Origin of the sequence: Flavobacterium aquidurense (genome assembly GCF_002217195.1) — a bacterium.
GTDB lineage: Bacteria > Bacteroidota > Bacteroidia > Flavobacteriales > Flavobacteriaceae > Flavobacterium > Flavobacterium frigidimaris.
Genome location: NZ_MUGR01000006.1, coordinates 17887 through 30428, shown reverse-complemented (window position 1 = coordinate 30428; position 12542 = coordinate 17887). Strand labels below are relative to the sequence as shown.

The window sequence follows — 12542 nt, the reverse complement described above, 5'->3', positions numbered from 1 at the left end:
CTTGAAACTATTTTTATAGTCTTTGACTCATATTTTTAACCATCATTTCTTTCCATGGTCTAAAATCTCCAGCTAAGATATGTTTTCTGGCTTCACGAACCAACCACATATAAAAACCAAGATTATGAATCGTGGCAATTTGCTTTCCTAAATATTCATTAGCTGCAAATAAGTGACGCAAGTACGCTTTTGTATATTCAGTATCTACAAAAGTATGTCCCATTTCGTCGATTGGAGAAAAATCATCTTCCCACTTTTTGTTTTTGATATTGATCGTTCCGTTTGCTGTAAACAACATACCATTTCTCGCATTACGAGTTGGCATTACACAGTCGAACATATCAATACCTAACGCAATATTTTCTAAAATATTTATCGGAGTTCCCACTCCCATCAAATAACGTGGTTTATCTTCCGGTAAAATTTCACAAACCACTTCGGTCATCGCGTACATTTCCTCAGCAGGTTCTCCAACTGACAAACCTCCAATTGCATTTCCTTGTTGTCCTGAATTGGCAATATATTCAGCAGATTGCTGACGTAAATCTTTATAAGTACTTCCCTGAACAATAGGAAAAAATGTTTGTTCGTATCCGTATTTAAAAGGCAATTTATCCAAATGGCTGATACAACGATCTAACCAGCGGTGCGTCATGTGCATCGAGCGTTGTGCATATCTGTAATCGCAAGGATAAGGCGTACACTCATCAAAAGCCATGATAATATCAGCTCCAATGGTACGTTGAATTTCCATTACGCTTTCCGGTGAGAAAAAGTGATACGAACCGTCAATATGCGATTTAAACTTTACACCTTCTTCTTTAATTTTTCTGTTATTCGAAAGAGAATACACCTGATATCCACCAGAATCAGTCAAAATATTACGATCCCAATTCATAAATTTATGCAATCCTCCTGCTTTTTCAAGAATTTCAGTTTGCGGACGTAAATATAAATGATAAGTGTTTCCCAGGATAATATCCGGATTTATATCTTGTTTTAGCTCACGCTGGTGTACTCCTTTTACAGATGCAACCGTTCCAACAGGCATAAAAATAGGCGTTTCGATTACACCATGATCTGTAGTAATACTTCCCGCTCTCGCTTTAGATTGCGGATCTTTTTTCAATAAATCAAACTTCATCTGTTTCTTTTTTCAGTCGGCAAAGGTAAGCTAATTTCAGGAAAATTTAATCAATTAGATAATTTGTCAATTAGAAAATGAGATAATGATTTTCACCAACCTAAAAGCTGACACAAAACAAATTTGAATTTGGAGTTTTAAAAATCGGAATTTAAATATTTTGGGCGTTCCCTTCGGTCGGGCTATCCGCTACAAGTCCTCGCACTTCCTTCGTCAGGCTGTGGGCTTTTCGCTTCTATCCCTAACGCAAAAAAAGACCCGACATTTCCACCAGAAATTTTTAAATTTGAATAAAACTATTATCCGGCTGAGTAGTTTGAAATTGTCAGACAAAGTCGGAATTGTAAAGGTGAGCAAAGTCGAAGCACTCGCAAAGTAAAACCATCTGAATAACAAAATAAAAATCCGTTTAAATCTGCGTACCATTTATTCTTCCAACAAAAACAAAATAAACAAAACAAACAAAATGAATTTAGCCCAAAAACTAGGACATCCCGAAGACGCAAAACTCCTAATAATTCATGCTGACGATGCCGGATTATCCCATTCAGAAAATCAGGCCACTATACAAGCACTTCAAAGCGGATCCGTCAACTCCTACAGCATAATGGTGCCTTGTCCGTGGTTTTATGAAATGGCAACATTTGCCAAAAACAATCCCAATTACGATTGCGGCGTTCACCTTACCCTGACTTGCGAATGGGAAAATTATAAGTTTGGCCCCGTTCTTCCTATCGCAGAAGTTTCGAGTTTAGTCGATCAAAACGGTTATTTTTATAAAACCAGAGCCGATTTCAAAAACAATGCACTTCTATCAGAAATAAAAAAAGAACTTACCGCCCAAATCGAAAAAGCATTACAATTCGGAATTCGCCCAACGCATCTCGACTCTCACATGTGCAGCGCAGGCGTTACGCCAGACATTTTAGAACTCTATAAAGAACTCGGAACAAAATACAATTTACCCGTTTTCATAAACCAGCAATTCGTTGAATCTATCCGTTTGTCTGACGATAAATACAATTTTGAAAATACCCTTTTGGCCGATAATCTTTTAATTGGACATTTTTCTGATTTCGAAAAAGGAGAATTACGACATTCTTACGCACAGGCATTAGACAACATTAAGCCCGGATTTAATGTTTTTCTGCTGCACCCGGCTTTTGATGATTTCGAGATGCAGGGCATCACAATTCATCACCCTAACTTTGGCTCAGCATGGCGCCAAACCGATTTTGATTTTTTCACTAGTGAGGAATGCCAATCAAAACTAAAAGAAAACAACATTCAGTTGATTACCTGGAGCGATATTAAGGGAATTAGATAATTTATCCATTAGAAAATGAAATAATTATCAAAATGCAAAATCATTTTTCATTTGGAATTTAGGTTTTTAAAAATTGGAATTCAAATCAAATGATGTGAATACTACAACTTTCTGATTTAAAAACTATAACAATATTAAATCGTAGTTTTCATAACTTTATAGGACACTATTAAAAAAAGAAAAATCATGATAAATTCAGAAGAAAAAAAACCAGCAGACGAAAATGAAATCGAAAAAAATCTGGAAGAATTAGATTATCCTGCTTCAGAAGACATTTACAATAATGAAGACAAACTTGAAGACATCGATCCTGAAGAAATCTCAACTGAAAAAACGATCAGCCAGGACAATCATGAGTGGAAACAAAACAGTGATAAACTTGGCAACGATCTAGATATACCAGGCTCTGAGCTTGATGATCAACAAGAAGAAATAGGCTCTGAAGACGAAGAAAACAATTTCTATAGCGAAGGCGATACCGAATAAAAATCTTCATCATCTTAAATTGAATAAATTCACAAGTCCCAATTTTCGGGACTTTTTTTATGCTTTTTCAATAAAAGACAAAGCAATTCTACTCTCTCATTCGAAAAAACAAAAATATTCGAGAGTTATTTTTAACATCTACGAAAAAAAGGGCTATAATTTAACAATTACAACAAACTAAAGCGAAAAATCATTTGTCAGCCCGCAAAATAAAAATTACTTTTGCACCAGTTTAACTTTTACACATAAAATGAAGCCTAACACACAACAATTAAGCGATTTAACTATCCAAGTAAGAAGAGATATTCTTCGAATGGTACATGCTGTCAACTCAGGTCACCCAGGTGGTTCACTAGGTTGTACTGAATTTTTGGTAACTCTGTACCAAAACATTATGGAGCGTAAAGAAGGTTTTGATATGGACGGAATTGGAGAAGACATCTTTTTCCTTTCTAATGGCCACATTTCTCCTGTATTTTATAGCGTATTAGCACGTAGCGGTTATTTCCCTGTTTCAGAACTTGCAACTTTCAGATTATTAAACTCACGTTTACAAGGACATCCAACCACTCATGAAGGTTTACCTGGAGTTCGTATAGCTTCTGGCTCATTAGGACAAGGTTTATCTGTAGGAATTGGAGCTGCTCAAGCTAAAAAATTAAATGGGGACAATCATTTAATTTACACTTTACATGGTGACGGCGAATTACAAGAAGGTCAAAACTGGGAAGCAATCATGTATGCTTCTGCTAAAAAAGTAGACAATCTAATTGCAACTATCGACGTTAACGGAAAACAAATTGACGGTACTACTGACGAAGTTTTAGCAATGGGAAGTATCCGTGCTAAATTTGAAGCTTTTGACTGGGACGTTCTTGAAATTAAAGAAGGAAACAACATCGATGCTATTATCGCAGGTCTGACTGATGCTAAATCAAGAACAGGAAAAGGAAAACCAGTTTGTATTTTACTACATACTGAAATGGGTAACGGAGTTGATTTTATGATGCACACTCATGCGTGGCATGGTAAAGCACCTAACAATGATCAATTGGCAAGTGCTTTGGCTCAAAACTATTCTGCAGATCAAATCGATTATTAAAAAAAGCTTTAAGCCTTAAGCAGTAAGCTTTATGCCTATTGCCTACAGCCTATTGCGTACAGCAAAAAAAACAAAATGAAAAAATATACAAATACAGGAAGTAAAGATACCCGTTCTGGTTTTGGAGCAGGAATGACTGAACTAGGTCAAAAAAACGAAAAAGTTGTAGCACTTTGTGCTGATTTAATTGGATCATTGAAATTTGATGATTTCAAGAAAAATCATCCTGAGCGTTTTTTCCAAATTGGTATTGCAGAAGCCAATATGATTGGTATCGCTGCCGGTCTGACAATTGGAGGAAAAATTCCTTTTACAGGAACTTTCGCTAACTTCTCTACAGGAAGAGTTTACGATCAAATTCGTCAATCTGTTGCTTATTCTGATAAAAACGTAAAAATCTGTGCTTCTCACGCCGGTTTAACACTAGGAGAAGACGGAGCAACTCACCAAATCCTTGAAGATATCGGACTAATGAAAATGTTGCCTGGAATGACTGTAATCAATACTTGCGATTACAACCAGACTAAAGCAGCTACATTAGCACTAGCAGATCATCACGGTCCGGCTTATTTACGTTTTGGACGTCCGGTTGTTCCTAATTTCATGCCAGCTGATGAACCTTTCGTAATTGGAAAAGCAATCTTATTAAACGAAGGAACTGATGTTACGATTGTAGCGACAGGACACTTAGTTTGGGAAGCGCTTATTGCTGCTGAAGCATTAGAAGCAAAAGGTATTTCTGCCGAAGTAATCAACATTCACACGATTAAACCATTAGACGAAGAAGCAATTCTAAAATCATTGGCTAAAACAAAATGTGTTGTAACTGCAGAAGAGCACAACATTCTTGGAGGCCTTGGAGAAAGTGTTTCAAGAGTACTAGCTTTAAACACTCCTGCTCCACAAGAGTTTGTTGCCGTAAACGATAGTTTTGGCGAATCCGGAACTCCAGAGCAATTAATGGAGAAATACAAATTAAACAATCAGGCGATTGTTGAAGCTGTAGAAAGAGTAATCAAAAGAAAATAATTTTTAGATTTTCTTACTTATATAAAGAAGCCTCGAAAAGTAATTTTCGAGGCTTCTTTTTTGTATCCAAAACTATTTAACTCACTCAATACTACCTCATAAAAAATAAACATATCCTGCTTTTATCTTATATAACTGAGCAAAAAAAAACAGCCCCGAAATCACTTTCAGGGCTATTATATTTTAAATAAAATTAATTCTGTTTTATAGGATACGTTTTATCCAGATGTATTCTCAATCTTGGATTAGCAGTATAATCTTCAGGTAAATATGCCTTTACATTAGTTGAAGATTCAGGCTTACCAGGATCTGCAAGTGCCCCTGTTGGTCTTCTTGGAATTCCTCTTGGCTCAGTTTCATCTACATTTGGAGTTAATGGATTATCCACAATAGGATCCCATGGATAATAAAATCTTGCTCCATAATTTACACCGCCAATAATACCCACCTGATCAGCAGGTTTCGTAAGCTCAAATCTGGTTGTAAAACCATCTCCGTCATCATCAAAATCTAAAAAGTCAGGAATACCATCTCCATCTGTATCATCAACTAAATTAGCCGGTGGATTTGGATATTTCTTTGTATCTCTAAAATCGTAAAGATATCCATCACCGTTACTATCTTCTAAATAATCAGGAACACCATCACCAAGAAAAACTACTTGACCGGTAGTAGAGGAAACTGTAAACTCGTTATCCATTCTCTGAAGATCAAACAACTTAAAACTAAAAACTACAGGAGTATAAGCCGGAACACTGCCGCTCCCACCAGCATAATAAGCTAACCCTGAAGGCAAAAACATAACTCCTGCGCCAAAATCGCTATAAGTGATTACACCACTATTAGGATCGGTCTTAGAAGTACCAGTTTTAAATTTAGGAAAAATCTCTGACCAGCCTTCTACTCGTGTTACTTTATCCGTTGCCGTATCAGCACCATACGGAAACAAAAACCAGTTCGTTGCATATCCATAAGAGGTCTCAAAAACTGTATTATCTAACAAATTACCTGAATAAGAGGTAACTACTTTATCAGTATTCGTTGGCGATTGACCCAATCCTTTCCTTAAAGTCAAATAATAAACCTTATAAGCCACATCATTACTATAAACATCTCTTGTTTCTAAAGGATAAGTTGTCTGATCCCAGATAGAAACATTTCCGTCGCCAGCAACTATTTTTTTTATCACCACGTCCTGATCCTGTGGAGTTCCCGGATTATTCGTCACAGTGATATAATTAGTCTTTAAATATTTAATAATAGAATCATTATCTGCTTTATATTGCTCCGCATAATCTCTCAAAGGAACGGTCACCACATCATTATCATCACTTTTATTACAAGAAACCAAAGAAATACCTGCAAGCAATAAAATAAAATAATATTTAAATTTATTCATTATTGTTAATTTTTTAGGTGCGCAAGATACAATATTGATTTATTTTTGTAAAGATTTTAACGTTGATTTTAGAAAAATTATGAGAATAGACAAATACCTGTGGTGCGTGCGTTATTATAAAACCAGAAACATGGTGACCGAAGCATGCAAAAAAAACCATATAACTGTAAATGGGCAAGTTGCAAAACCATCAAAAGAGGTTTTTCCCACTGATAAAATTACCTTCAGAAAAGATCAGATCACACAAATTATCACTGTGCTAGACATACCTGAAAGTCGTGTTGGCGCAAAACTTGTTGATATGTATCGAAAAAATGAAACTCCGGCTGAAGCTTATGCGCATTTAGAATTATTAAAACTATCCAAAGAGCATTATCGCAAAACAGGAACCGGAAGACCTACCAAAAAAGACAGAAGAGATATTGACGAATACGGCAATGATATTATTGATGAGGACGAAGAAAATTAAATTCCAATTTTTAAATCCACAACAATAACTAAATAATAGAATCTCAATGATAAATTTCCAAATTCCAAAAAAGATCTAAAATCAAAACCTCCACATTGGAATTTGGGATTTCATATATTGGAATTTCATAACCTAAATTTGTACTTTAGCAAAAAAAATAAATCATGAGCAAAAACATCATCTTAACGAATCAGGAAATAGAACACAAAATAAAACGTATCGCCTATCAAATATACGAGACTTTTGTCGATGAGGAAGAAATTGTAATTGCCGGAATCGCCGCTAACGGATTTATTTTTGCTCAAAAACTTGCTTTGGCATTAACGACTATTTCGACATTAAAAGTTTCCATTTGCGAAGTCAAAGTCGACAAACAAAATCCACAATTACCAATACACACTTCATTAAGTAAAGAAGAATATAAAAACAAAGGATTAGTACTTGTTGATGATGTATTAAATTCAGGCACCACTCTGATCTATGCTGTTCGTCATTTCTTAGATGTTCCGTTAAAGAAATTCAAAACAGCAGTACTTGTAGACAGAAATCATAAAAAATATCCTGTAAAGGCAGATTTTAAAGGAATCTCCCTATCAACTTCTTTATTAGAGCATGTTCAGGTTGTTTTTGATGACAATGGTGATAATTATGCTTTTTTAAGCTAAGATTTCTAAAATATCCTGAACCGTTTCTTCGATAGTTTTATTATCAACTGTAACTTTATGTTGCGCATGGTTGTAATAATAACTTCTATCGAACAAATGCTTTGCGATAAATTCTCTCATTTCCTCTTCATTCATATTAGCGATTAACGGGCGCTTGCTTTTGTTATGAACTAATCTCTCGTATAAAGTATCTATTGAAGCTTTTAAATAAACCGAAGTAACATCATCGCTTTTCAATAATTCATGATTATTGGCGTAACAAGGTGTCCCTCCTCCTAAACCTATTATGCTGTTTTCTGAAGACTGAAGTAATTCTACGAATATTTCGTGTTCTAATTTTCTAAAATGGATCTCTCCAAATTGCTCGAAAATCTCATTTATCGATAAATTTGCTTTATTTTCGATGCATTTATCTAAATCCAGAAACGGAATATTTGTAATTTTTGACAAGTTTTGGGCAATTGTTGACTTTCCACAGCCCATATATCCTAATAATATAATTTTTTTCATTTTAATAAGAACCTAAAAATTAAGGTGTTGTAAATTTTGAGTAAAAAAAGACAAATTTATAATAAATAAGCTTGCAAATATCAAAAATAACTCCTTATATTTGCACCCGCATTCAAGGAAAGAATTTGACTCGATAGCTCAGTTGGTAGAGCACATCACTTTTAATGATGGGGTCCTGGGTTCGAGCCCCAGTCGGGTCACAAAATTTGTGATTTACAAAATACTTTTCTTGATAGCATGACTCGATAGCTCAGTTGGTAGAGCACATCACTTTTAATGATGGGGTCCTGGGTTCGAGCCCCAGTCGGGTCACAAAAGGTCGAGTATTCATTTACTTGACCTTTTTTATTTTTTGGCCACGTGGAGAAACGGTAGACTTGCCATCTTGAGGGGGTGGTGCTCGTAAGGGCGTGTGGGTTCAAATCCCACCGTGGTCACATCTTGGGACAAATCAGAAAACAGCTGATTTGTCCTTTTTTTTTTACTATCTAAACCATTGTAAAATAAGAGCATAACCCTAAGTGCTTCATTGATTCTTGTGGTTCGACACTCTATTCCGTCAAAAGTGAGCTTTTCAGGAAAAATCGAACCAATTATCTTTCTTTTTCTTGCGGTTGTACCTTCCTCGTATAATGTTGCCAGTTGAGAAATATGACTAATAGCCTTATCCAGCAAGGGTTCAACGTTTGCTGTTCCTTTAATTCCAGTGGTTAGTTTTGCTTCAAGCCTGTTTATTTTTTCCTCAGTCTCTATTTTTATTATACGATAATCATTAGGGTCTAAATCTCCTGCAATAAGTAAATTTCTCGCTTTCGTCAATCTTTCATTAGCCTGTTCTAGTTCTTCTTTTAATCTATTAACATCACTGCGTTCATGTTTTGTTTTATTTTTAAATACGGATACTATTACTTCTTTATATAATTCTAAAAAAGGCAGTGGTCTTACATATTTTCTTATTTCATCTGCAACAATCGCATTTACCTCTGGAGCCTTTTCACGGAACGTACAGCCTAATCTGCAGTGATAGTAGTGATAATGTTGATTACGTCCTTTAGATGCGCTGCCTGTAAGCAGTCTACCACACTTGGGACATATCAAATGCCCACGCAATAGTAATGCAGGATCTACCGTTACAGTAGTTCTTCTCTTTTTTTTACGACTATCAAGTACATCCTGAACATCATAAAACAATGATTCAGAAATTAGTGGCTCGTGCTGTCCTTTTACTAATTGACTTTCTTCTTCTTTATATTTTGGCACGAATACTTTTCCACAATACACAGGGTTACGTACGGAACCCCAAAAAGCATTCTTACTGCATTTGAGTCCTTTATCAATTGCTAATCCCCAGATTTCTTGTGTATTTATTTTTCCTTTCGCCAATTCTTTAAAAACCCATCGCATAATACTTGCTTCACTTTCTTTAATTGCGATATATTTTTTACCATCCTCACTAATTTTATTACTGTAACCTATTGGAGCAATCCCCATAACACGACCTTCTTTCTTGGCCCGACGCATACCATGTAAAACATTTAGTGCTCTACGATCATTCTCAACTTCAGGAGCTGCAAGATAAAAAGCAAGCATCATTTTGTTTTCTGGAATTGTAAGATCTAAAGGCTGCTCAACTGCTTGTGGCTCAACACCTAATCTGCGTAATGTACTTATCATCTGATAGGCATCTCCTGCATTACGACTAAACCTATCCCATTTGGTAAAGAGTACCAAATCAGAATGTCCTCTTCGTGTTCTAAGCTCTGATAATAGCTTTTTCCATGATGGACGGTTAAAAGTTTTAGCAGAATGATCTTCAATAATCACTTTTCGAACCTGAAAGGAATTCAGTTCACAATATTTACGTAAACGTTCTTCCTGATCCCTTTGCGAATATCCTTTATCTGCCTGTTCATCTGTACTTACACGGATATATAAATCTGCAATTTTCATGATTTTAATATTGATTGTTTAAACTTGCTTTCACGCTTTTGTGTGAGTGTAAATTTACGTAATTTTTGTTCATCTAAATATGTATCAACCACTATTTCAGCCATTTCGTAGAAAAAATCCAAGATAATTTTTGCTTGATCAGCATCTACATCAATACCATCCTTTCTCAATAATTCCATAGCTCTGTGTGGTGTTATTCTAGCAATCTCTTCCTCTCTCATCATACACCTCCTTCTATTGACAGCAAAAGCCCGCAACCGGGCTTTACTAATTAATTAAAATTGATTTCAATTACTCATATAGGAAAATAAATTGTACTCCGCTGGTTTCTATTGCGTTTTGGCAGATAGCTAATGTAACCATACTCGTTTAGCTCACGCATGCATTTATGGTAGGTTACAGGCCCGGTTATCTTGGCTAACTTCATGATTTCATACCTATAGACCTCAATAGGATTAACAAAACCCTTTTCGGTCCTAAATTGAAGCAATGCCGCATATATACCAATATGAGTGATACTAATACGGTAATCTTTTTCTATTGCATTAAAGAAATCAGATAAAGGTTTTAGTGTTTTCATTATTTCCTAGATTATCAGCTTACACGCATACCATTTCTTGTGGAATGATTCACCTGTTGACTTTCATTTGTCTTTTGCTGCTGTTTTACTGTTTCCATTGTTTTATTCCCCAATGCAGTTGATAGCGTAATTTTTCTTGAGTGCTCGTCATAAATGTTTACTGATTTAAACTGAGGATTAGCTTCAATATAAAACCGATGTTCATTTCCATTTTTAATCAAGGTTACAAGCAAACGATTTCCTTGTTTTAAATCATCCTTTAATTTATCGGCTTGAGTTTTATTTGATAATTCCTTTAAAGGAAGTTGCTGTAAGGCTTTTTCAAGATCATAACCATACCCGGAATGAAATTCTTTGATGCGGTGATTGCCACTTGCGTCTTTATCATTAAGATCTAGTTGGATCCAGGATTTTTCCTTCTGAATGGAACGTCCAGCTAATAAATTATATGCCTGTGTTGTATCAATAGAATTTCCTTGTTGTACTTTAAAATAATGGCTTCTCTCTTCATCAGGCTTTGATTCATTTTGCAAAGTGGTTTTATATGCTTCAAATTGATACTGTCCACTCTGGTCTTTTACAAAAGACAACTCGTGATCCAGTCGTTCTTTTTCGTTGACGTAATAGGAAACCGGAACAGTAAATTGCTCTTGACCTTGTTTGATTTGATGCTCAATTTGATTTGACAAATCTTTAAAACCAATACGCTGCACCTGATCGTACAGCGATTGGTTATTTTTTTCTTCCTCTTTTGCATCTTTCCGAACAGCAATTTGGTCTATGAGTGGTGCAATGATCAGTTTACGGACAAGTCGTACTAATAAATTAGGATAAAGTTGTTTTAGAATCTTGTTCTTTTCCTGCTTGAGCATCTGCAAAGCAAAACGTTCCTCAATATTTTTAGTTCGCTTATACTTTGTTCCAATACGCTCGTAATGATGCAGCTTTTCTTTAATCAGTGACCTATTGCCCGAAAGACTGAAATTAAACAGTTTACTAAAACGCTCTTCCCTGGAGCGCCACTGATTTAATTCCACCTCTACTCTGTTAACGGGAAGTTGTTCGTTCATCGATTACATGGATTGGCTTTTCCTTTTTTTCTTAGCTTCCTTTGGTATTTCAGGTCCATCATCATCGGCAGTTTGGTTTTGTTTTTTGCTGCTCTGCTTTTCTGAGGTCTGCTGGCTTTCGGATTGTTTTTCTTCCTGAGCTTTACGATTGTCAATCCTTTTCATATTATTATCATAGATATTAATTGTTTTGAATTGCGGGCTGGCTTCAATATACTGCTTGATCTCATTACCTTCTTTTAAAAAAGTAGCGCTCTGCAGATTTCCTTTTTTCAAAGAATTTATCAAGTCTTCTTTGTATTTTGGGGTTTCCAGTTCTTTAATAGGATGTTTGGACAGTGCTGCTTCTAAATCATAACCATAATTTTGATGGTAATGGTTTAGTTTAAAGTTTCCATTAGATTCGGATTGTTTGAAGTCCATTTGAACCCAAGAATTATAAACTTCCCCCTCTTTACTGGTGAGATCTTTATTTACCGATCTGCCTTCCATAAGATTGTAAGCTTCCTTCATTGTTATGTTGCTGCCTTTATTGATATAAAAGGTTTGTTCCAAGGTTTCTTTAGAATTTTCTTTTTGCAATTCGACTTTATAAGAATTAAAAAAGAAAATGTCGCTTTGATCGGATTTTTTAAAATTTAACGTCGCTGTAGCGGTATCATTACCGTATTGCGCATTATGCGTCAAAGTAAAATTAGGCTCTTCCTTCTGCATTTTTTCTTTTAATTGAGATTCCAGTGCTTCACCGAATCCAGTATACTTAATCTGATCTCTTAAGTATTCAAAATTTTTCTCGTTCATGATTTCAATT

General features: G+C 35.4%; 13 protein-coding genes, 3 tRNA genes and 1 pseudogene. 9 read left to right on the top strand and 8 right to left on the bottom strand.

The genetic code is table 11. The features are described 5' to 3' along the window. Positions 1-13 precede the first annotated feature (13 nt). Complete coding sequence (gene tgt / locus B0A67_RS04595) at positions 14-1144, bottom strand: tRNA guanosine(34) transglycosylase Tgt (RefSeq protein WP_072964981.1); 1131 nt, start codon at positions 1142-1144, stop codon at positions 14-16. Between the two features lie 466 nt (positions 1145-1610). Between tgt and B0A67_RS04590 the strand changes: the two genes are divergently transcribed. From B0A67_RS04590 to B0A67_RS04575, 4 genes are all read left to right on the top strand, one after another. After that, entirely contained in the window at positions 1611-2471 is an 861-nt protein-coding gene (locus B0A67_RS04590) for a polysaccharide deacetylase family protein (protein ID WP_072964980.1), read from the top strand. Positions 2472-2657: 186 nt separating this feature from the next. Beyond that, complete coding sequence (locus B0A67_RS04585; RefSeq protein WP_072964979.1) at positions 2658-2957, top strand: hypothetical protein; 300 nt, start codon at positions 2658-2660, stop codon at positions 2955-2957. A gap of 250 nt (positions 2958-3207) precedes the next feature. After that, entirely contained in the window at positions 3208-4059 is an 852-nt protein-coding gene (locus B0A67_RS04580) for a transketolase (RefSeq protein WP_072964978.1), read from the top strand. Positions 4060-4134: 75 nt separating this feature from the next. After that, on the top strand, positions 4135-5088 hold the full coding sequence (locus tag B0A67_RS04575) for a transketolase family protein (RefSeq protein WP_072964977.1): 954 nt from the start codon (positions 4135-4137) through the stop codon (positions 5086-5088). 193 nt (positions 5089-5281) lie between these two features. Here the strand turns inward: B0A67_RS04575 and B0A67_RS04570 are convergent, their stop codons facing one another. Continuing rightward, positions 5282-6487, bottom strand: coding sequence for an FKBP-type peptidyl-prolyl cis-trans isomerase (locus B0A67_RS04570; protein WP_072964976.1), 1206 nt, complete (start codon positions 6485-6487; stop codon positions 5282-5284). A gap of 79 nt (positions 6488-6566) precedes the next feature. Between B0A67_RS04570 and B0A67_RS04565 the strand changes: the two genes are divergently transcribed. Beyond that, positions 6567-6956 (top strand): RNA-binding S4 domain-containing protein, encoded by a 390-nt coding sequence (locus B0A67_RS04565; RefSeq protein WP_072964975.1) that lies wholly within the window; start codon positions 6567-6569, stop codon positions 6954-6956. Between the two features lie 164 nt (positions 6957-7120). After that, positions 7121-7621, top strand: coding sequence for a phosphoribosyltransferase domain-containing protein (locus B0A67_RS04560; protein WP_072964974.1), 501 nt, complete (start codon positions 7121-7123; stop codon positions 7619-7621). Here B0A67_RS04560 and B0A67_RS04555 read toward each other — a convergent pair. Next, entirely contained in the window at positions 7613-8131 is a 519-nt protein-coding gene (locus tag B0A67_RS04555; RefSeq protein ID WP_072964973.1) for a shikimate kinase, read from the bottom strand. The two genes, B0A67_RS04560 and B0A67_RS04555, sit on opposite strands and share 9 nt — an antisense overlap. 127 nt (positions 8132-8258) lie before the next feature. Here B0A67_RS04555 and B0A67_RS04550 point away from each other — a divergent pair. The 3 genes from B0A67_RS04550 (at position 8259) to B0A67_RS04540 (ending at position 8568) form a co-directional block, all read left to right on the top strand. Continuing rightward, positions 8259-8331: transfer RNA gene (locus B0A67_RS04550), tRNA-Lys, on the top strand. Positions 8332-8370: 39 nt separating this feature from the next. Further along, a tRNA-Lys gene (locus B0A67_RS04545) sits at positions 8371-8443 on the top strand. A 42-nt stretch (positions 8444-8485) separates the two neighbouring features. Continuing rightward, a tRNA-Leu gene (locus B0A67_RS04540) sits at positions 8486-8568 on the top strand. 586 nt (positions 8569-9154) lie between these two features. Here B0A67_RS04540 and B0A67_RS25150 read toward each other — a convergent pair. The 5 genes and pseudogenes from B0A67_RS25150 to B0A67_RS04515 form a co-directional block, all read right to left on the bottom strand. Beyond that, positions 9155-10081, bottom strand: a pseudogene (locus tag B0A67_RS25150) (recombinase family protein); the annotation flags it as partial. Further along, a complete protein-coding gene (locus B0A67_RS04530) occupies positions 10078-10305 on the bottom strand; it encodes a hypothetical protein (RefSeq protein ID WP_072964972.1) in 228 nt (75 codons plus the stop codon). The pseudogene B0A67_RS25150 and the gene B0A67_RS04530, both read right to left, overlap by 4 nt. 71 nt (positions 10306-10376) lie before the next feature. Beyond that, entirely contained in the window at positions 10377-10661 is a 285-nt protein-coding gene (locus B0A67_RS25145; protein ID WP_072964971.1) for a hypothetical protein, read from the bottom strand. Positions 10662-10675: 14 nt separating this feature from the next. After that, a complete protein-coding gene (locus B0A67_RS04520) occupies positions 10676-11731 on the bottom strand; it encodes a hypothetical protein (protein ID WP_072964970.1) in 1056 nt (351 codons plus the stop codon). A 3-nt stretch (positions 11732-11734) separates the two neighbouring features. After that, positions 11735-12532 carry a hypothetical protein gene (locus B0A67_RS04515; RefSeq protein WP_072964969.1) on the bottom strand — a complete coding sequence of 266 codons (798 nt, stop codon included), beginning with the start codon at positions 12530-12532 and terminating at the stop codon, positions 11735-11737. Positions 12533-12542: the final 10 nt, after the last annotated feature.